This is a genomic window from Calothrix sp. NIES-3974 (assembly GCF_002368395.1).
In the GTDB taxonomy this organism is placed as follows: domain Bacteria; phylum Cyanobacteriota; class Cyanobacteriia; order Cyanobacteriales; family Nostocaceae; genus NIES-3974.
Genome location: NZ_AP018254.1, coordinates 286,242 through 308,426 on the forward strand (window position 1 = coordinate 286,242; position 22,185 = coordinate 308,426).

Annotated in this window: 19 protein-coding genes; all 19 read left to right on the plus strand. The window is 36.3% G+C overall.

All coding sequences use genetic code 11. The annotated features are described in order from the left end of the window. Nucleotides 1–409 precede the first annotated feature (409 nt). The 19 genes from CDC37_RS01070 to CDC37_RS01160 all read left to right on the plus strand — a co-directional run bounded on the left by CDC37_RS01070 (nt 410) and on the right by CDC37_RS01160 (nt 21,856). Nucleotides 410–838: a hypothetical protein gene (locus CDC37_RS01070; RefSeq protein WP_096625783.1), complete on the plus strand. Its 429-nt coding sequence runs from the start codon at nt 410–412 to the stop codon at nt 836–838. 7 nt (nt 839–845) lie between these two features. Continuing rightward, nucleotides 846–1,703 carry an ABC transporter permease gene (locus CDC37_RS01075; protein ID WP_096620088.1) on the plus strand — a complete coding sequence of 286 codons (858 nt, stop codon included), beginning with the start codon at nt 846–848 and terminating at the stop codon, nt 1,701–1,703. Between the two features lie 13 nt (nt 1,704–1,716). After that, on the plus strand, nt 1,717–2,982 hold the full coding sequence (locus tag CDC37_RS01080) for an ABC transporter ATP-binding protein (RefSeq protein WP_096620089.1): 1,266 nt from the start codon (nt 1,717–1,719) through the stop codon (nt 2,980–2,982). 586 nt (nt 2,983–3,568) lie between these two features. After that, complete coding sequence (locus tag CDC37_RS01085) at nt 3,569–4,495, plus strand: glycosyltransferase (protein ID WP_096625785.1); 927 nt, start codon at nt 3,569–3,571, stop codon at nt 4,493–4,495. Between the two features lie 101 nt (nt 4,496–4,596). After that, nucleotides 4,597–5,619 carry a glycosyltransferase family 2 protein gene (locus CDC37_RS01090; protein WP_096620090.1) on the plus strand — a complete coding sequence of 341 codons (1,023 nt, stop codon included), beginning with the start codon at nt 4,597–4,599 and terminating at the stop codon, nt 5,617–5,619. A gap of 94 nt (nt 5,620–5,713) precedes the next feature. Continuing rightward, the gene (locus CDC37_RS01095; protein WP_096620091.1) at nt 5,714–6,670 is read left to right on the plus strand and encodes a glycosyltransferase family 2 protein; all 957 of its coding nucleotides are present in this window, start codon (nt 5,714–5,716) and stop codon (nt 6,668–6,670) included. 35 nt (nt 6,671–6,705) lie between these two features. Continuing rightward, nucleotides 6,706–7,647 (plus strand): glycosyltransferase family 2 protein, encoded by a 942-nt coding sequence (locus CDC37_RS01100; protein WP_096620092.1) that lies wholly within the window; start codon nt 6,706–6,708, stop codon nt 7,645–7,647. A gap of 107 nt (nt 7,648–7,754) precedes the next feature. Beyond that, complete coding sequence (locus tag CDC37_RS01105) at nt 7,755–8,510, plus strand: FkbM family methyltransferase (protein WP_096620093.1); 756 nt, start codon at nt 7,755–7,757, stop codon at nt 8,508–8,510. Between the two features lie 12 nt (nt 8,511–8,522). Further along, complete coding sequence (locus CDC37_RS01110; protein ID WP_157780616.1) at nt 8,523–9,704, plus strand: glycosyltransferase family protein; 1,182 nt, start codon at nt 8,523–8,525, stop codon at nt 9,702–9,704. A gap of 35 nt (nt 9,705–9,739) precedes the next feature. Beyond that, the gene (locus CDC37_RS01115; RefSeq protein WP_096620095.1) at nt 9,740–10,729 is read left to right on the plus strand and encodes a glycosyltransferase; all 990 of its coding nucleotides are present in this window, start codon (nt 9,740–9,742) and stop codon (nt 10,727–10,729) included. Between the two features lie 8 nt (nt 10,730–10,737). Further along, on the plus strand, nt 10,738–11,961 hold the full coding sequence (locus CDC37_RS01120) for a glycosyltransferase family protein (protein WP_096620096.1): 1,224 nt from the start codon (nt 10,738–10,740) through the stop codon (nt 11,959–11,961). A 31-nt stretch (nt 11,962–11,992) separates the two neighbouring features. Then, a complete protein-coding gene (locus CDC37_RS01125) occupies nt 11,993–12,976 on the plus strand; it encodes a hypothetical protein (RefSeq protein WP_096620097.1) in 984 nt (327 codons plus the stop codon). An 8-nt stretch (nt 12,977–12,984) separates the two neighbouring features. After that, entirely contained in the window at nt 12,985–14,016 is a 1,032-nt protein-coding gene (locus tag CDC37_RS01130; RefSeq protein WP_096620098.1) for a glycosyltransferase, read from the plus strand. A 13-nt stretch (nt 14,017–14,029) separates the two neighbouring features. Further along, nucleotides 14,030–15,214, plus strand: coding sequence for a glycosyltransferase family protein (locus tag CDC37_RS01135; protein WP_096620099.1), 1,185 nt, complete (start codon nt 14,030–14,032; stop codon nt 15,212–15,214). Between the two features lie 120 nt (nt 15,215–15,334). Next, the gene (locus CDC37_RS01140; RefSeq protein WP_172892823.1) at nt 15,335–16,693 is read left to right on the plus strand and encodes a hypothetical protein; all 1,359 of its coding nucleotides are present in this window, start codon (nt 15,335–15,337) and stop codon (nt 16,691–16,693) included. 11 nt (nt 16,694–16,704) lie between these two features. Further along, nucleotides 16,705–18,192, plus strand: a complete 1,488-nt coding sequence (locus CDC37_RS01145) for a hypothetical protein (protein WP_096620100.1) — start codon at nt 16,705–16,707, stop codon at nt 18,190–18,192. A 19-nt stretch (nt 18,193–18,211) separates the two neighbouring features. Next, nucleotides 18,212–19,381, plus strand: a complete 1,170-nt coding sequence (locus CDC37_RS01150) for a glycosyltransferase family 4 protein (RefSeq protein WP_096620101.1) — start codon at nt 18,212–18,214, stop codon at nt 19,379–19,381. Nucleotides 19,382–19,393: 12 nt separating this feature from the next. Further along, entirely contained in the window at nt 19,394–20,584 is a 1,191-nt protein-coding gene (locus tag CDC37_RS01155; protein WP_096620102.1) for a glycosyltransferase family 4 protein, read from the plus strand. Between the two features lie 141 nt (nt 20,585–20,725). Then, nucleotides 20,726–21,856, plus strand: a complete 1,131-nt coding sequence (locus tag CDC37_RS01160; RefSeq protein ID WP_096620103.1) for a glycosyltransferase — start codon at nt 20,726–20,728, stop codon at nt 21,854–21,856. Nucleotides 21,857–22,185: the final 329 nt, after the last annotated feature.

Below are 22,185 nucleotides of genomic sequence, written 5' to 3' on the forward strand. Positions count from 1 at the left end.
AGTAATCAAGCAAGGGATTACAAAATTTAAGTCAGTTTGCCATATTGTTTAAACAAAATCAAATATGTAGCTAGAATCTTAAAGTAAATTACTATTCAAAAAATGAATTTCACATTTGATTAGCACGTAAAAATACGATTTAATTCTTGACACAAAAGCTGTATGTAAAAAATACATCAATTATGAATTGGAGGAAAAATCAAGAAAAACACCTTTGAAAACATTTAAACTCAGACTAACTAGGGATTATTCCTTCTCAAACCCAGATTATTTTCCGTCAATAAATTAGCAAAAAAACCAAAAAATTAACAAGTGATAGGAGTGGGCTTCGATGGTCTTTTTGATCTCAGTCTCTCCCTCGCAACCTTCTGATTATCGATTTTATCCCTAAATGGTAAAGGAGGCCGGAGTGCAGAAAAGGTGTGACAAAAATCGGAAACGTTCAAAACGCCGGGCAATTTACTGTCCAATTCATGGATGCCATCTCGACAGCGTGAGTCAAAAATATACCCTATACACTGAAAAACCAGAAGAACTTCAAAAAAGAGGAATAAACCGTCAGAGTGCTTTAATGTTAGTGGCCAGTCAAACCGCAGTTCCTCTAGTAGGAGAATGGTTAGAAGCATTTTGGTGTCCACATTGTCAACAAACAAAGTGGTACTATGTCAAAAAACTTGACAACCGGAAGTTTGAAATATCCCCTGCACCAACTGCACTGTGGCAGCAAGCAATCGGTGTCAAAAGCACCCAAGGAAATCCTTCAGTGGGAGAATTCACACTCAGACATTCTCGTATGAATAGATATCAAGGTATCAAAGATTTTATATTTATAGGTTAAGCCAGGGATGAAAAGTAAAGAAATTACTCCCAGTAGTCAAGAATTAGTAATCGAAGCTGGACGCACGGAACGTCAATATTGGAAGGATTTGTGGCGTTATCGAGAGTTATTTTATTTCCTCGCATGGCGAGATATTTTAGTGCGCTACAAACAAACGGTAATTGGTCTTGCTTGGGCATTAATTCGACCGTTTATGACAATGATAGTTTTCACCGTAGTCTTCGGTAATATCGCCAAGTTACCTAGTGAAGGAGGAGCGCCTTACCCAATTTTAGTATTTTCTGCCATGTTACCCTGGCAGTTTTTTTCTGGCGCTTTGTCTGAGTGCAGCGGTAGTTTAATTGGCAATGCTAATTTAATTTCAAAAGTCTACTTTCCCCGTTTAATAGTCCCTACCAGCGCAGTGATCGTCTGCTTTGTAGACTTTATGGTTTCAGGAATAATTTTGTTGGGTTTAATGGCATGGTATAACTATTTGCCTACTTGGCGAATATTAACCCTACCCTTTTTTATTGGAATTGCTTTTGCTGCTTCAATGGGAGTTGGATTGTGGTTAGCAGCTCTCAACGTTAAATACCGAGATTTTCGTTATATAGTACCCTTTATTGTCCAGTTTGGATTGTATATTTCTCCTGTTGGATTTAGCAGTAGTGTTGTTTACGAAAAATGGGGAAAATGGAGCTTGTTTTATTCCCTGAATCCTATGGTAGGAGTAATTGATGGTTTCCGTTGGGCTATTTTGGGTGGTGAATCATATCTATATATACCAGGATTTTTTCTTTCTTTGGGACTAGTGGTTTTACTTTTCTTCAGTGGAATTTGGTATTTCCGCAAGACCGAGCGTACATTTGCAGATGTAATTTAGTAGGAGTAAGCAGGTGTCGGATACGGTAATTAGAGTTGAAAATTTAAGCAAAAAATTCATCCTTGGGCATCGACAAGAACCCTATACAGCACTGCGAGATGTAATTGCTAATCGGACAAAAGCTGTATTAAAAACATTTAGTCATAATAAATATAAACCTGAAATTAAAAATTCAGAATTTTGGGCAATCAATGATATTTCTTTTGAAGTTAAAAAAGGTGATAGAGTAGCTATAATTGGTCGTAACGGTGCTGGAAAGTCAACATTATTAAAAATATTAAGTCGAATCACAGAGCCGACAAGAGGTCGTATTAATATTAAGGGTAGAATTGCAAGTTTATTAGAAGTTGGTACAGGATTTCATCCAGAATTAACTGGTAGAGAAAATATATTTCTTAATGGTGCAATTTTGGGTATGAGTAAGGGTGAAATTCAACGTAAATTTGATGAAATAGTCGCATTTGCAGAAGTTGAAAAATTTTTAGATACCCCTGTAAAGCGTTATTCATCCGGAATGTATGTGCGATTAGCATTCGCAGTAGCAGCTCATTTAGAACCAGAAATTTTAATAGTGGATGAAGTCTTAGCGGTTGGTGATTCCCAATTTCAAAAAAAATGTATTGGTAAAATGGAAGATGTTGGAAAAGAGGGGAGAACAGTCTTATTTGTAAGCCATAATATGAGTGCAGTTGAAGCCCTTTGTACCAGAGGTATTTTACTAGAATCTGGTAGGTTATTTTTAGATGCTGATGTAAAACAAGCTATCAATATTTATCTAGAAAAAAGTTACAGTCTTACAGAAACACCTCTTGCTCATCGTCAAGACAGAACTGGTTCTGGTAAGGTCAAAGCTGTTGATTTCAAAATTCTAGATGTGGATGAAAAGGAAGTAAATTCTTTGCAGTCAGGGAAAGATTATTATTTTGAGGTAGGTTATCTCAATAATACAGGCAAATCTCTAAATGATATTGTTGTCAGTTTTGATTTTCTCGATGAAAAGGGAAACACAATTTTGTTACTAAGGACTAACTTTACCGATAGTAATCTTACAATCAATGCGAATAAAGGTTATATCAGATGCTTCGTGAAAAATTTACCTTTAGCACAAGGTTCGTACCGTTTTATAAGTTTCATTTCTCATGGTGAGCGAGAAATTTTAGATTGGGTAAATGACGCTGCAAGCATAACAGTTGATGGTGGTGACTTTTTTGGAACTGGTAGTTATGGGATGCCACAGAAGTGTAAGATATTACTAAGAACAGAATGGTTTTCTACATAAATATTTTTAATGCTAATTAGTAGGTGTATTTGTCAAAAATACCTACCAACTTAAAATTAAGTATTGACCTGGCCCAATAATTTCATTACTTAGTATTATGTTCAGGGCTATTTTATCTGACGAGGTGACAATCTACCTCGAAAAGCTTATTTTGTAAGGATTATATAAAATAAAGATAAAAGTAAATTTAGAACCTTACCCAACGAAAAAACAAGACTTTCGCACTATACTGATTGATAATAAAATCAATACAGCCGGAAAAGCGTGTTTATCTTTTTTTGTTACACTAGCTTCAAATCCTTGCTAGGGCTTTGTTATAGGGATTTTCGTCAACCCTCTAGCTATTTTATACATTAAACCTAACAGAAATTAACCCTTATATTCTATACCTGGCTGCCTGGCAGAGTTATTGAAATGCTTATATGGCAAGGATTTTATTTTTAGACTTAGTCTGCTTATTTAAACCAGATTTATTGCCTGGAACCTTGATTTTACGTTATGAACGCAATCGGGAACGTCAAAACAAAGGTTTGAGGTGATGTGTCAGGCAGTCGGATTTTATACTCACTTTATATCTTATGAAAATATGAATAAAACTGCCATTAGCGTTGTAATTTGCACTTATAATCCACGAAGAGACTATTTAGAAAGAGTTTTACAGGCACTAAAACATCAAACTCTTTCCCAAGAAAAGTGGGAGCTATTGCTAGTTGATAATGCTAGTAAACACCCCTTGGAAGCAGAAATTAGTTTAAGTTGGCATACCCAAGCAAGATGTATTCGAGAAGAAAAACTAGGTTTGACTTGGGCACGCTTGCGAGGAATTAAAGAAGCCGTATCAGAAATAATAATTTTTGTTGATGATGATAATGTTTTAGATAGTGATTATCTAGAAATAACTTTGGAAATTGCTGCAAGATGGCCGATGTTGGGAGCTTGGGGTGGACAAATTAGAGCTGAGTTTGAACAAGATCCTCCTGAATGGACAAAACCTTACTGGCCATTACTAGCAATACGAGAGTTCAATGTAGATAAATGGTCTAATTTACCACATCAAAATGAAGCTATACCCTGTGGTGCTGGCTTTTGTGTAAGAAGAATCATAGCAGAAAAATATGCACAGATAATTAAAACAGACCCTCGACGGGGCAATATGGACAGAAAAGGAAAGATGCTCACTTCTTGTGGTGATTCTGACCTTGCATTTACAGCATATGATATTAATATGGGTACAGGGTTATTTACTTCTTTAAAATTAACTCACTTAATACCATCTTCAAGACTGGAAGAGGAATATTTACTCAGGCTTATATCTGGTTTGAATTACTCCGGTACGATTTTAGAATTTTTACGAGGAAAAAATCCTGCTCCACCAAATTTAAAGCAGATAATCTTACATAAATATATTCGTTGGAAAATGGATGGAAGAAGCAGAAAATTTTTTGATGCTGCACAGGAAGGTATAAATCTGGCTTTAAAAGAAATAAAAACTAACTGGTCTGCTAAAGCGTAAATCGTAAATAAGTAAATGTTTGCCTAAAGTGAATTCACACTTAAATGAACAAAAAAGTCACTTTCTTGACTTTTATCTTTCATTAAATAGTATTTTTTCAGATGAAAAAACACAGTAAAATTCAATTGCCAGATTTAAATAAATATCGGGAAGATTTTGCACGCAAGGGAATTCAAACTCCTCTTCAGACAGTACCATTTACTGAGTTAGGATTATTAACACAACTTCCAACTCCATCTAGCAGTAAAACTGGATGGCCTTGGACTGTTGAATCAAAACCTCTCCCACCCACAATGGCGAATGGAAAACCTTGGCCAAAAATTTCTATCGTAACACCAAGTTATAATCAAGGAAAATTTATCGAAGAAACTATCCGTTCTGTATTATTACAGAATTATCCGAATCTAGAGTTTATTATCTGCGATGGTGGCTCCACTGATGAGACTAAAGAAATATTAGAGAAATATTCTCCTTGGTTGAGTTTTTGGCAAAGTCAAAAAGATAGAGGACAAGGACACGCTATTAATCTCGGATTTAGCTTATGTAGTGGAGACTATTTTGCTTGGATTAATAGTGACGATTTTTACTTACCTAATTGTTTTCAAGATGTCATTCAAAAATTTCTTGTAACTAATATTGATTTTATTTATGGAGATGCTTTAACTGTTTACGAAGATAATCGTACACCCACCTATTGGTATGCTCAACTTGTTCTTGACCGTTATTTATATTCTGGCGGTATAATTGCCTCTCATTCTGCTTTCTGGAAAAGTAGTATTCATGCTCCCATTTGGGAAGAAATGAATTGCAATATTGATGGTGAACTTTGGCAACGCTTAGTTGCTGGTAGGTCTAAAAAGCATCTTAAGAAAGCTCTGGGAGCATGTAGAATTCAATCAGAACAAAAGACAACCAATGAACGCTATCGCGCTCTATGGGATGAAGATAATTTGAAAATTTGGTCTGTATATGGCTATCCTCCAAAAGTATATAGTTTGAAGTGGTGGGAAAATAATTTAGTGCAACGTTTCTATTATTTTATCCATAAGAAAATAATGAAGTCTGGTATTAATGATTTAATATTGCAAGGCTTACGCACTTGTGACGAGAATATTGACTTATAGGATTGTAAATCTCTGATAAAGTACTTTAGAAGACCACGACGTAAATCCCTAGCTTATGTGTAAGTAGCGTGTTTTTAAATTTACTAGACAAATTATGAATAAAACAAATATTTCTCTTTGCATTCCAGCTTATAACTCTGCTTCCTATTTACCAAAACTCCTCAAGTCAGCTTTATCGCAAACAGTCTCTTTTGATGAGATATGGGTCTACGATGATTGTAGTAATGATGAAACCGCAAAAGTAGCTCAAGAGTTTGGTGCAAAAGTTGTTGTCGGTAATATCAACAGTGGTTGTTCTTTTGGTAAAAATATATTAGCTCAACGAACTACATGTGATTGGATTCATTTTCATGATGCTGATGATGTTTTGTATCCAAATTTCGTTGAAAAAGCCTATCGCTGGACGCAACTAAAAGATGCTCCTGATGTTGTACTTTTTGCATACGAAGTAAGAGATTTTATAACTGAAGAAAAATATGGTGTACGTATTTTTGATGATGAAAGACTAAAAAATGATAGTATTTCATATGCAATTCAAGAGCAAATAAATCCCTTTTGTGGATTATACCGTCGTGAAGCTTTTTTAGCTGCTGGTGGATGGGATACAGATCCGTTAATATTACAGAGTGAAGACCAAGCAACACATATAAAATTAGCAATGTCTGATTTGAAGTTTGCTGCTGACACTACTGTTACAGTCATTAATTATATTCGACCTAATTCTATGACTACAAGCAATGTATTGGGAGCAACCCGTTCTATGTATCATGTCTTAGAAAAGGTGACACCTAAACTTGCTGAAAACTATTCCGTGGAAATTTCTCATCGTTTATGGGGAATTGCTGGAGTTTGTGCAGCCCATTTAGACTGGGAAACAGCAGATAAATGTATTAATTTAGCTCTGTCTCTAGATCGAAATCCACCTCAAAGCTTGAGTTACTTTTTCCGTCTTCTATGCCAATATAATCCACATTTGGCAATTCGTTTGCGAGAGAAGTTGATCAGAATTTTCAAACCTCAAATTCGTCATAAATTTCCCACCTCTGTTTGATAGATAAAATCTTGTACCCTAACCAGGGTTAACTTATGAAACCTTTAGTTTCCATTCTTATTCCTTGTTATAATGCTGAGAATTGGCTAGTGCAAACTCTTGAATCTGCTTTGAACCAAACATGGAAGAATATTGAAATTATTTTGGTGGATGATGGTTCTACGGACAATAGTTTAGCTATAGCCAAACGATTTGATTCTCATTACGTCAAGGTTATTAGTCAAACAAATCAAGGTGCTAGTGCAGCCAGAAATAGAGCATTTTCGGAATCACAAGGGGATTTTATTCAATATTTAGATGCAGATGATTTGTTAGCAGCAGATAAAATTGAGCGTCAGATACATCTTCTATCTTCGACTGCTTCTGATTTTATTGCATCAGGAGAATGGGGCCGATTTTATATTTGTCCTAATGATGCTACATTCACTCCTGAAGCAGTTTGGCAGGATATGTCTCCTGTTGATTGGTTGATCAGTTCTTGGCAGGGGGGGGGAATGATGCACCCTGCTGCTTGGTTGATTCCTCGTGTTATTGCACAAAAAGCAGGCCCCTGGAATGAAGATTTATCCCTCAATGATGATGGTGAATACTTTTGCCGAGCTATTTTAGTAAGTAAAGGAGTGAAATTCTGTCATGGTGCAAAAGTCTACTATCGCTCTGGATTAGCTGGCAGTTTAAGTAGCTTGACCTCAATTGCTGCACGAAAATCTGAGTATGAATCGTTAAAACTCTGTACTGAATATTTACTTGCAGTAGAAAATAGCCCCCGCACTCGTCGTGTGTGCGCTAATGTTTTCCAAAATTTTGTTTATTCTACTTATCCTGATGCACCAGATTTAGTGCAAAAAGCACAAGTTAATGTACGTTCTCTTGGTGGCTATGATTTGAAGCCAAAAGGAAGTACTATATTTAATTTTCTTAGTAGCATAGTGGGCTGGAAATTAGCAAAACAGATGCAAAAAATTATCAGCCGTTAATTTCAACAAAAAATAGTATTGATTATGCTATTAGTATTTATAGTTTTCAATACTTGTTGCCTTTTAACTATCAACATACAAGAATTATTAGTATCAAACATTGTGTAATGAGATTAGAACTTCTATATAACCCACGTTTGCTAATCGAACGCATTGCAATAGAATCTCAAAGGCGGAGAAGATTAGGTAGACTGAAAAATACAGTAGCGGCGGAATTAAAACTAGGACATATTGATTCCTTGGAATTATTAGAATTAATAAAATCTCAGCCTCCTGAAGTAATTTATGATATTGGAGCTAATATCGGTACTTGGTTACTGCTAGCAAAAGCTTTATTTCCAGATGCAAGGGTTGATGCTTTTGAACCGTTAAAAATTCATTTTAAATATTTTGAAAAAAATACTCAAAATATTTCTGATGTTTACTTACATAAAGTTGCATTAGGCTCTAGTTTTTGTAGCTTAAGAATGCAAGTAGCTACATTTTCTGATGCTTCCAGCCTTCTAGAGATTGCTCCTGCAACGGAAGAAATATACGGTGTCTATAAAGATAGAGAAGAAGAAGTCACAGTAATTCCTTTAGATGAGTATGTATCGGCTAATAAATTACCATTACCAGACTTGATAAAATTGGATATTCAAGGTTATGAGTTAGAGGCACTCAAAGGTGCAGAAAATTGCCTCAAATATGCTAAATATATAATTTTGGAAGTTAGCTTTATCGAGTTTTATCGGGGACAACCTCTCTTTCATAACATGGTCGAATTTCTTCAACAAAGAAATTTCTATTTACATGCATTTGGCAATAATACCCCGCTTGGAAAAGAGTTATCACAAACTGATGTTTTGTTCATGCGTAAATAATTATAATAATGAGTGACTGCTAATTTTATGCGAATCTTTCTTAGTTGTCAGCAGGCTCGAAAAAAGCATAATATTCCAGCTTATAGTTTTTGGGAAACTTATCTCAAAAAAGGTATTGAAGAGGCTGGGTATGAGTGGGTCGAAGCTCCGGACGTTGACTGGGCAGAAGCATTATCTTATTATCATCCAGATGATTTACATAAATGGCGTCAACGTACTTGGAATTGTGTTTTATCTTCTATTAAGCAGCAGCATCAAAATCAGGGTATTGATTTATTTTTAGGTTATTTATTCCCAAAACAAATAGAAATAGGAGCTGTTGAAGAAATTCGATCCTTAGGAATTCCCTGTGTAAATTTCTTCTGCGATAATGTCAGGGAATATATCAAGGTTCCCAAGGAGTTTTATTGCTTTGATCTTCACTGGGTGCCAGAGTTTAAAGCACTAAAAATGTATCAGCAAGCACAGCTAAATTATATCTACGCTCCGATGCCTGTGTGGATATCAAAGGAACTGAGAACCTGTGAACATAGAGAGAATTATGGTGTTAGTTTTATAGGTTCGCGAGATATACAGCGAGCTGCTTTATTAGCCCAGGTAATAAACTCTGGTATAGCATTAGAAATTCGAGGTGCTGCTTGGAGTTCAGACTCACATATTTCTCAGAACTTTAATCTTCCATCTCAAAATATTTGGCAAACAGCCGTTAATCAGTTGAAATATCTGAAGACAGAAGGAATAATTCCTTGGTTAAGAAAAATACAAGCCAAATCTCAGCCCACGATTCCAGATGAAGTGTTTGCTGATTGTGTCAAAAAACAACCAAATGGTCAGGAATATACAGCGATTATTCAGCAAAGTACCATTTCATTAGGGATTAACCGTTATCCTAGTTATCGTTATCCATTTTCTTATCCTAATACTTACTCTCGGATGCGGGATATTGAAGCACCAATGATGGGTGCTTGTTATTTAACTGAATGGACAGAAGGACTTGATGATTTATATGAATTGGGAGAGGAAATTGAAACTTTCTCTAATGCGGAGGAAATGATAGAGAAAATTCGTATGCTACAAGCTGACCCTAAGAAAAGAAAAAAAATGCGTTGTCAAGCTCAAAAAAGAGCATTAACAGAGCATAGCGTAGCTAATAGTATTAATAAAATTTGTATAACTCTAGGGTTGCACAAGTAATTCAGTGAAGGATTTTACGAAAGGAATTAATGAACATGAGCCGCTTGTGTCTCTACTATATCCAAGAGCAAGAAAAAGACCGAATTTTACCTGGAGACCGTTACTTACGACCTGTTATTCGCCGCATTCTTCGGGGTACCCCTCGTGTTGGAGGAGTTGATAAGGTTTTTATCAATCTCTGTTTAGGTTTAGATAAGTTGGGTATTGAATATGACGTAAATTTACCATTTAAGTACCTTCAAAGTGGCGATCGCGTTGGAATTTTGGGTCGAGGTAGAAATTGCTTAAATGGTTATAACAATCCCAATCCTATAGTTGCTGGTATTGGATTAATGACCCATCCCAGTGAATGGCCGAGCTTGTGTCAGGACTACCCAGTAGTTAAATACTTACAACACTCCCAGTGGGCTGTAGATATTTATACTCCTTACTTTCATGAGCGTTGCGATATGTGGGCTGTTGGTATCGATACCAATACTTGGCAGCCAGTATCCTCCCTAAGTAAGTCAGTTGATTTTTTGATATATAACAAAATTAGATGGAAACAGAATGAATATGAAGAAAGTTTACTAACGCCGATTCGTCAACTTTTGCAACAACGCAAACTGAGTTTTGAAGAAATCTGTTACGGAAAGTATAATTCCCTGAACTATCAAGAGGCTCTCAACCGTTGTCGAGCAATGATTTTTTTATGTGAACACGAGAGTCAGGGTTTAGCATATCAGGAATGCCTATCTAGTAGTGTTCCTATCATTGCTTGGGATCAAGGTAAATGTTTAGACCCAAATCGTTTTAAATGGGGAACTCCAAATATTCCTGCAACATCCGTTCCGTTTTGGGATGAACGTTGTGGAGTCAAGTTCAAAAATATCAGCGAATTCCCCATGAAATTAGAGGAATTTTTAGATAAACTTAACTATCAAAAATTTGCACCCCGTGAATATATCTTGGAAAATCTCACATTAGAAAAATGCGCCAAAGATTTTGTTGAAATTTTAGATCGGGTTAACGAAAGCCACAACTAAAATCATAAATGGCAAAAATTCTTATCCTTATAGGTGCTCATCTTTGCACTGCACCCAGACCTCAAAAAGAAGCAGAGACTCTCGCTGATGCAGGTCATGATGTAACAGTGCGTGGTTTCTGGTTTGACCCAGAGTTGGTCGAGCGAGATCGCGTATTAATGGCTAATAAAAAATGGCGATTTGAACCCATTTTAGATTTGCAACCTAGCCAGCGCTTTAATAACTTACTTATACGTTTACAAGGGCGCATAGCCAGGGAATGTTATCAGCGATTTCAAATTTTTTCACCTGATTTACTTGGTTTTGGTACTAGAGCAATGCTTAAAGTTGCTCACCAAACAAATGCCGATTTGACGATAGTACATTCGGAAACTGGGTTATGGGTTGGAAACCAACTGCTTAATGAAGGCTTTCGTGTTGGAGTAGACTTTGAAGACTGGTTTTCCGAAGATTTACCGCTAGCAGCACGCAAACTACGCCCTATTTCACAACTGAAGGCTTTAGAAGAACGTTTAGCTCGTGACTGTTCCTATTGTTTAACTACATCCCATGCTTTAGCAGATGCTTTCGCTCAAGCCTACCAAGTTCCGAAACCAACAGTAATTTATAACACCTTCCCTTGGGCTGAACGGGCAAAGATTGATTTGCGAAAACGTGATAGAAATAATTTGAATTTACCCTCCCTACACTGGTTCTCTCAGACTATTGGACCGGGACGGGGATTGGAAATACTTTTCCAAGCTCTACCTCATTTAACTATACCGGTAGAAATTCATATACGGGGTAACTATCCTGAAAGTGCGCGTCAGTGGCTTGAAAAGCAAATTCCACCTACATGGCGAAATTACTTATTTATCCATTCTACCGTTCCCAATGATGAATTACTTTCACGTATTGCTGAACATGATATTGGTTTGGGTTTGGAGACTAGTGATATTGTCAGCCGGAATTTAACAGTAACTAATAAAATTTTTCAATATCTTCAAGCTGGTTTAGCTGTTATTGCAACTGACACGCTTGGACAAAGAGAAATTTTTTCTATAAGACCAGAAATAGGTAAATTAATTCCAAACAATAATCATCTGGCTTTAGCTGAAGCTTTAGAAGATTTATTAGTAAATTCTCACAAATTAAATGCCGCTAAAGCAGCAGCTTTAGATGCTGCCAAAGAAAAATTTTCTTGGGAAAAACAAAGGGTTGATATTTATAAATTAATATCTCAAGTTCTATAAATAGAGTAAAATTGAAGAACTGTTAATTAATATGTATAATGTAACTTTACAAATAAATCTTTCGCCTGGTGATATTAACTACGCTCATCTTACAGTTCCACCGCTTGTAAAATCTCACCGTGAAAATGTTGACGAAGTACTAGCAATAGTAGATTGTTGCCGACCGCAAAAAACAAAAATTATTGACCCAGAGAAACGTTTTCCCGAACCATCCTTCAGTGAGAGAGTTGAAAAAATCAGTATAATTACTGAAAATTTAAAGTCAAAAGGTTACATAGATACAATAGTATATTTACATCCCAATAATTCCATACAACCTATTTTAGCTCATAAGTATTTGGGTGACTGGGTAAACGAAACGCACGACTATGGTGGTTGTGCTCTGATGTCCTACTTAGCAGCTTTTGAGGTGACCAAGACTCGCTATCTTATCCACTATGATGCAGATATGCTACTTTATCAAGCACCAAATTATGACTGGTCTATCGAAGCCAGAAATTTGATTGATAAAGAAGAGAAAGCAGTAGCAGCTACCCCAAGAATTAGCCCACCTTTTAGTAAAGAAAAAAAACTGGTTGATGCTCCTAGTTTACATGAAGGACGACCTCTATATAAGGTGGAAAGTGGCTGGCGTAACGACTGGTTTAGTACTCGCTGTTTTTTAATTGATATCACAAAACTGTCCAGTTATTTACCCCTAATTCAAGGACATTTACTCTTAGAAACATTAGCGATTAAATATTTGAATCGTGGCTATCCAAGGTCGCCTGAAATTATGCTTCATAAGCGAATAGGAAGCGCAGGTGGTTGGCAGTTAAACATGGATACAGAAAGAGCATGGCTTTTGCATCCAGCGACCAAACCAACTCGTTACTTAGAACTTTTACCACGTATTCAGGAGGCTATTTTAGCAGGTCAAGTTCCGAATGAGCAAGAAGGTTATGCAGATATTAATCTATCTGCATGGGAGCGTTTTTTAAACTTAGCTAATACAAATAATACAAAAAACTCATAAATAGCCACATGAGATTACTAATTACCGCAGATCCAGAACTACCAGTACCCCCAAAACTCTACGGTGGTATAGAACGCATAGTCGATTTACTCGTTACTGGACTAAAATCAAGAGGTCATAATGTAGCACTTGTAGCTCATTCAGAGTCTACCTCGCTAGCGGATCAACTGTTTCCTTGGGTTGGAAAGCGCTCTCAAGATAAATTAGATGCTTTTGCAAACACAATTACCCTCACAAAAGCCGTTCAGCAATGGAAACCAGATATAGTTCACAGCTTTTCTCGAATTCTTTATTTATTACCAATTTTGGGAAGTCGGTTACCAAAGGTAATGTCTTTCCAACGCTATCCTAGTAAACGCAGCACTAACTGGGCAACAAAATTAGCTCAAGGCTCGCTAACTTTTACAGGTTGCAGTAATTACATATGTAATATAGGTAGGGCTAGTGGTGGTACTTGGCATCCTATCCAAAATTGCGTGCAACTAGAAAAATATACCTTTGTGCCAGAAGTTCCAAAAGATTCACCCTTAGTATTTTTGAGTCGGGTAGAAAAAATAAAAGGAGCGCACACAGCGATCGCGGTAGCACGAAAAGCAGGTCGTAGATTGTTGATAGCAGGTAATCAAGTTAACTCAGATGAGGGTAAAGCCTATTGGCAAGAGGAAATAGCCCCTTATTTAGGAAAAGATGGTATCGAGTATGTTGGTTCGGTAAACGATACGCAAAAGAATGAACTATTAGGTAAAGCTGCTGCAATGATTGTCCCTATTGAGTGGGATGAACCTTTTGGTATCGTTTTTGCGGAAGCTTTAGCTTGCGGAACACCTATTATTTCCTGTCCTAGGGGAGCATTGCCAGAGATTGTACGCCACGGTGTTGATGGCTACTTAGTTAATAATGCAGAAGAAGCTGTCGCAGCCATTAATCAATTGTCCAATATTGACCGTAAAAATTGTCGTCAGAGAGCAGAGGAAAATTTTTCTGCCTCTGTCATTGTTGAGCAGTATGAGCAACTATACAAAACTCTTTTATCGAAATAGAGCTTAATAATTTATGCACGTTCTCACCATTCTCTGTAAAGGTGGCTGGATGCCAATCAATCTCTCAGAAGGTTGGCGACGCTTAGGTTGTTCAGTTTCTGAATTTTTCTACGGTACTCATATGGGTAAATCTTGGAGTACTGAGGGTTTGCGAGCGAACCATCAACTAAATGCTCAACTTTTGGCAACAGCCAAGCGTCTAAAAGCTGAAGGCTGTCTAGACTTGATTTTTGCTGTTATCTATGATGATGTTCTAGAGGTCGAAACAGCAAAACAGCTACGTGCTCTTGATGTGCCAATGGTAAATTATCATGTGGATTTGGTTGGTCAGTGGTATCGAGTTCTGCGTACAGGAAAGTACTTTGACCTAGTTGCTTGCGCTCAAAGAGATTCTTGGTCAGGATTGCGTCGCGCAGGTATTCGCCCCTACTATATGCCAATGGCTGCAAATCCTCCTGTTAATTCCGAAACATCCCCAGCGCAAATTGCTCCATTCCCAGGAGTACGTTATCTAGGTTCGCCTTGGCTTTTTCGCCGTCAAGTGCTTGCATGGTTGGCTCAAGAAGGTATTCCTCTAGAAATATATGGTCATAATTGGCTGCGGCAAACGCTTGATCCTGCTGAAGTTCAACCTTTAGCAAAAAATCTTCACGATATGCGCTATTACATGTTACCGCGCATCCAAGAAGAAGGGCTAGGGAGGTTATGGAAAGTAATTCAAAAAAGAATGCAGCCAAAACCTTTACCTCCAGGACTTGATAGTGATATCCCCAGCAATTGTATAAAAGGTTCGTATGCATGGGCTGATTTTACAACACTATTACAAGGTGCTGCAATTAACTTGGGATTTACCCATTTTCTCGGTACACCAGGAACACCAGGAGAACGTCGGCAAGTTCGACTGCGAGAGTTTGAAATTCCCATGTATGGAGGATTTTATCTGACACAAGACTGCCAGGAGTTGCAAGAACTGTTTCAAGTCGGAGAAAATATTGCTACTTGGAATAATACAGCGGATTTACTAGATAAAATCAGATACTATTTAGATCATCCAACAGAACGACAGAAAATAGCTACAGCAGCCCAAAATTATTGTTTACTGCATCACACTTGGGAAAAGCGTTTTAGAGGCTTGTTAAGGGAATTAAATTTATCTCAACCGAATAACCAAAATGAATCAAGGTTTACTACCATTTGAATTTCGTCCAGCTTGTGGTTATTCTTCTGATGAAACTAGCCTAAAAGACAGAATTTAGTAGTTTTTACCTATGATTACATAAAAAAGTAATTTATAATACATCAGGTGATTATCTTGAATATGCAATTAAAGCTAGAAAATAAATCGGATACATCTATCAAACAGCCGCAAAAAAAAGTTTTGATTGTGACACCAAATTGGCCACCTGTATCTTATCCAGATATGCATCGCGCTCGGATGTCGGTTTCGTTTTTTGGTGAGTTTGGATGGGAACCTTTAATTTTAAAGGTTGATCCTAATGAGCAAGAAGGAATCAAGGATGAAATACTTGAAAGGACTATCCCTACTAATACCCGTATCTGGCAAGCTGGTTGTATCAAAAAGACTTGGACACAATGGTTTGGGTTGAGAAATGTTGGACTACGAAGCTTTTTTCATTTAGCTGATTTGGGTAGTAAAATCATTGAAAAAGAAAAGCCAGATGTAGTTTTTTTTTCAACAACAATGTTTCCCCTAATGTCTTTAGGAATTTACTGGTATTATCGGCATGGTATTTCCTATGTACTAGATTTTCAAGACCCTTGGTTGAGTGACTATTATGGAAATTTGAGTCAAGATCGCAAATCTAGACGTAACTTAAAATACAAGCTATCACAGGTAATGGCAAAATTTCTGGAATCTTTAACTTTACGAAAAGTCTGCCACGTCATCAGCGTTTCACCAGAATACCCAAAAACATTATGTCAGCGCTACGGATGGTTATGTGGAGAACAGTTTAGTGTTTTACCTTTTGGCGCTGCGGAAAATGATTTTGAGTTGTTACCTAATTTAAATATTAAACAAAATATTTTTAACCCCAATGATGGCAAGCTACACTGGGTTTATGTGGGAAGAGCTGGTCAAGATATGGCTTTGGCATTGCGGTGTTTATTTCTGGCTATTCAAACAGAGCGTCGTCGCAACCCCAATTTATGGCAAAAAGTGCAACTACACTTTGTTGGTACGAGCTATGCTCCTGGCGATCGCGCAACTAAAACAGTGGAGCCAATAGCCCAAGAATTTGGTGTGGAGGACTTAGTTATGGAACATCCTCATCGAATTCCTTACTTTGAAGCTTTACAAGTTTTAGCTGACAGCGATTCTATTATTATGATCGGTTCTGATGACCCGAGCTATACAGCGTCTAAACTTTATCCCTACATTTTATCCCGCAAACCTATTTTAGCAATTTTTCACCATCAAAGTTCTGTAGTTGATATTCTTCAACGCTGTCAAGCTGGTCAAACAGTTACTTTTAAATCAGAAAGTCAACCAGAAAATTTATTACCTCAAATAATCAGTCAACTAAATTGGTTATTATCTCTACCAAAAGGGTTTAAGCCGCCAACTAATTGGTCAGCCTTTCAACCCTATACATCAAGAGAAATGACCCGAAAGTTATGTAGTATTTTTGACAACTGCATGCTCATGAAAATATAGAAATATTTATTATGACCCAATTTATGCAGGCAATTTCTCCACCATTACCCCACTTACCAAACCTCCCACAACAACGGCAAAAAAATTTATTAGGTGCTTTTTGGTTGGTTTTCTTCGGATTGATTATATACGAACTTTTTTTAGTAAAAACAGTTTCTTTGCTCAGTAATTTTGGAGCCGTATTCATTACTTGTGCTGCACTTATACCAAGCTATTTATGGTGTTCTGGACGTGCCCAAGGATTGCCAATTTTCCCATTTTTTGCCATTACTTATATTTGGGCCTATGCCCTGCCCCTAGTTAATGATTCTAATAAGATAACCACTTACTCTCCTGCAGAACACTTGTTTGCGGCTCAAACTATAGCTATTTTTTTAATCTTAGGAACTTTTGTTTGGTTTCAATTTGTGAAATCAACTCCTCGAACACCTAGATGTTATCGAATTTTAACTAAAAAATTAGATAATAATTTTTTCTTATCTATCTTATTGGTAAGCGTTCTTTTTAGTATTTCCAATTCTGCGGGGTGGCTTCTATTTCTTAACCAGGGTTTATTTTCGATTGTGACAGGGGCAGTCATTGCCTCAACTGCATTATCTGTTTTTGTATTATCCTATCGCTTTGGTTGCTTTGAATTGGAAAAATCACAAGGTCGATTGTTTATAATATTACTTGCGGTTGACATGATTGCCAATGCTCTGACTCTACTATTAGTATCTTCTGCATCCCTATTCTTAGTGGCTATAATTGCATTCATAATAGGTAGAAAAAAAGTACCTATTTTACCAATTATAATTGTTGCTATCTGTTTTTCTCTACTGCACTATGGGAAAGGAGAAATGCGTGCAAAATACTGGTTTAGTGGACAGACTTATTACGTTCAACCCTGGGAGTATCCTGCTCGTTATGGTGAATGGATTGGCTATTCAATAGATATATTTAATAAACAAGATAATTTACCTGATTCTCAGAGAAGTGAGACACTAATAGAACGCTCTAGCATGATTCATATGCTGATGTTAGCTCAACAAAAAAGTCCGGAAATAAAACCTTTTTTGTATGGAAAAACCTATGAGATTATTCCGGAACTTTTAATACCTCGCTTTTTCAATACTAATAAAATTAGAAGTCATGAAGGAACACATATTCTAAGTGTTTACTACGGACTGCAAAAATATAAAGATACATTTACCACTACAATTAGTTGGGGATTAGTTGCGGAATCCTATGCTAATTTTGGATTGTTTGGCTGTGCTGGATTAGGTATCGTGCTGGGAAGCCTTTATGGGTCGGTTACTCGCTGGAGTATCAATGCTCCAATTGTTTCCGCCCAAGCTTTATTAGCAGTGTTAATGATGACTTTTGCATTGCAAAGTGAATGGACAGTTGGAGTCTATGTAGTGTCTTTGTTGCAATCTCTAACTGTACTTGGTGTAGTGACAATTTTTTGTATGAAAAATTATAAGATAGTAAGAAAAATTTATATTTACCATCCCTAAATATCGACCTATTCACTTCATGCAAAAGTTAGCTATCATCTCTTCTCATCCGATTCAATACTATGCTCCTTGGTATAAGTATTTAGCACATTTAGGTAATATAGAAATTAAAGTTTTTTATCTCTGGGATTTCGGCATTAAAAAAACTATTGATGTCAATTTTCAACAAGCTATTCAATGGGACATTCCGCTGTTGGATGGATATGATTATGAATTTGTTGCGAACGTGAGTAAGAATCCTGGTACTCATCACTTCTGGGGTTTGCAAAATCCGTCTTTGGTGGCACAGGTGGCTGCTTATAATCCAGATGTAGTTCTACTAATGGTTTATAATTATGCTAGCATATATCGTTTTTTGGTAGCTTGGAATAGGGATAAAATACCGTTAATATTTCGTGGAGATTCCCATCGTTTAATTGATAATAAAGGTATTAAATCTTGGGCAAGACGACAGTTTATTTCCCTAATTTATCGCCATTTTGCCGCTTGTCTTTATGTTGGTAAAGCAAATTATGACTATTTTCGTTATCATGGTGTTTCTAGAAATAAGTTGTTTTTTTCTCCCCATTCTGTAGATAATGAGCGCTTTATTGCTCAAGCTGCAACAGCAAAACTGCAAGCAGAAGTATGGAAACAGGAGTTGGGTATTCCTCAGAACCATGCAGTCATTATATTTGTTGGTAAATTTGAACTGAAAAAACGCCCATTAGATTTACTTGATGCATTTTTACAAGCAGGACTAACAGATGTTTCACTTTTATTTGTTGGTGCAGGAAACCTGGAAGAAAATCTGAAACAAAAGGCTGCTGGAAATCCTAATATTTATTTTGCACCTTTCCAAAATCAAAGTTTAATCCCTCGTGCTTATGCTGTTGCTGATTTACTAGTGCTACCTAGCTACGGAGAAGGAGAAACTTGGGGTTTAGTTGTAAATGAAGCTATGTGCTTAGGTTTACCTATTATTGTTAGTTCCCATGTCGGTTGCACTCAAGATCTAGTTCATCCCTATCATAATGGACTTGTCTTTGAAGCAGGTAACGTCTCAGCTTTAGCTAAGTCACTTTCTGAAGCATTTCAAGATAGAAAGCGTTTAAAAAGTTGGGGAGAAAAAAGTATGAGTATTATATCAAACTATAGCTATAATCAAACTACTCAGGGGCTAATACAGGCTATTCAATATTTGATTTAGGAATTTAATACAATGAACATTCATATCTGGATTCCCGAACTGTTTGCTAGTAAGGGTGGGATTCAAGTTTACTCTTATTTTTTTCTGCAAGCCTTACAAAAGCTTTATCCTCACAGTCAGTTTTCTGTTTTTGTCAAACATGACAAAAAAATACCAGAAAATCAACCTTATTTATCAAACACTCGGTTCAATTTTTCCGGAGCTTATCCGTCTAAAATTCGTACGCCATGTTTTGCTGCTAAATTGATTGGAAAAGCTTTACTGAGCAGACCTGATTTAGTCATTTCAACTCATTTAAATTTTGCCCAAGCTGCATACTGGCTAAATCGTGTAATTGGTACACCCTATTGGGTTGTTGCTCATGGTATTGATGCTTGGGATATTCAGAGTTTTTCTTTAATCAAAGCCTTACACAATGCGGAACAAATACTTTGTGTTAGTAACTTTACTCGTGATGTTTTAATTAAACAGCAAAATTGTAACCCAGACAAATTATCCATATTATTTAATACATTTGACTATAATCGCTTTCAAAAAGGGAGCAAACCGGAACATTTGCTCAGACGATATAATTTAAAAGCTGAACAAAAAATAATTCTGACTGTTGCTCGACTTTCAAAAGCTGAAGGCTATAAAGGTTATGACTCAATCTTAAATGCTTTACCTCAAATTCGTAAATATATTCCGGATGTGCATTATGTTTTAGTTGGTAAAGGAGATGACCGACCTCGAATTGAGGAAATCATTTCTCGACTGGATCTGAAAGACTGTGTAACCTTAACTGGTTATATTCCAGATGAAGAGCTAAACGATTACTATAATCTTTGCGATGTTTTTGCTATGCCTAGTAAAAAAGAAGGATTTGGTATCGTGTATTTGGAAGCTTTAAGTTGCGGTAAACCAGTTCTAGCAGGGAATCAAGATGGAGCGCAGGATGCTTTATGTCAGGGAGAATTAGGTGTGTTAGTAAATCCAGATGATATAGAAGCTATTGCGACAAAATTGATTAATATCTTACAAAGAACCTATCCAAATCCTTTACTTTACCAACCACAAACGCTCCGAGAAAAGGCAATTGAGCAATTTGGTTTTGAAAGTTTTCAAAGTAGGCTAGATATGTTATTAAAACATAAGTTTGCTGATTCTAAATTAATAGTGAAATCTAGTAAACCAGATTTTAATTGGGTCAATGATAAAAATTAAAATTATGTGCTGTATAGCTTCTAAGTTAATGTTTCTTTTTTCGAAAAAATTTTTATTACTTTTTTGATGAATCTAAACTGCACATAATCTCTCGATATCAGATAAAAAATATAGCCGGAGGCAGGAGAAAGTATAAGTTCAATGCATTTTCATGTTTGGACACCTAATTTATTTACATTGAAAGGCGGAATTTTAGTTTACTCAACTTTTTTTTTGCAAGCTTTACAAAATTTATACCCGGATAGTAAGTATGATGTTTTTCTCAAACATGACCAAAAAACTCCAGCGAATACTCCTTTCTTAAAACAAACTCATTTCCATTTTGCTGGTAGTTATCCGGAGCAAATTCGTACAGAATTTTTTGCTTCTCAAATTATTGGTAGAGGTATATTAGAAAGACCTGATTTGGTGATTGCGACTCATTTACATTTTGCTGTTGCAGGGTACTATTTAAAAACAGTTACTGGAGTTCCTTACTGGGCGATCGCGCACGGAATTGAAGCTTGGGATATTAAAAATCCAATTTTAAAAAAGTCGCTACATGAGGCAGACAGAATTATTTGTGGTAGCAACTATACTCGTGAGATTCTATTACGACAAGAAAAGATTGATCCAGCAAAAATTTCTACGCTATTTAATACATTTGACCATAACCGCTTTCAAATTAGCAGTAAACCATCTCATTTATTAAATAGGCATAATTTACAGTTATCCCAGTCAGTAATTTTAACCGTTGCTCGTTTGAGTAAATCGGAAGGTTATAAAGGCTATGATCAGATACTTTTCGCTCTTCCACGTATTCGCCAATCTATTCCTGATGTTCATTATGTGATTGCTGGTGAGGGAGACGACCGAGAACGAGTCGAAAAAATTATCTTTGATTTAGGAATAGGGAATTGTGTAACCTTAGCTGGTTTTGTTGCAGAAAAGGAATTAAATGATTATTATAATCTTTGCGATGTTTTTGCTATGCCTAGTAAAAAGGAAGGATTTGGGATAGTTTATCTAGAGGCTTTAGCTTGTGGTAAGCCAATTTTGGCAGGAAATCAAGATGGAGCGCAGGATGCTTTGTGTAATGGCATGTTAGGTGTGTTGGTAAATCCAGATGATGTAGAGGCCATTGCGGACAAATTAATTCAAATTTTACAAAAAATCTATCCTAATCCTTTGCTTTATCAACCACAAATGCTCAGGAAAGAAGCAATTAACAGGTTTGGTTTTAAAAGCTTTCAACAGACTCTTGGCAGTTATTTGAGATATCAATTTTCTTGAAGATAAACCTCGCTATCAGAAAAACCTGAGTCTATTTTCGCTATTTAAATATGTTATTTTGACATTAGTATGGATGCATAACTATTTGTCGTGAATAATCTAGTGGGGTGATAAAAATCTCTATAAAAAAGACGCAGTAAAGATTTTAAGCTAGTGTAACAAAAAAGATAAACATGCTTTTCCATCTGTATTGATTTTATTCTCAAAAAGTATATTGCGAAAGTCTTATTTTTTCGTTGTGTAAGGTTCTAAATTTACTTTTACTTTTATCTTTATTTCAAGTAACTCTTATATCATCCTCACAACATAAGCTTTTCGAGCTAGATTTT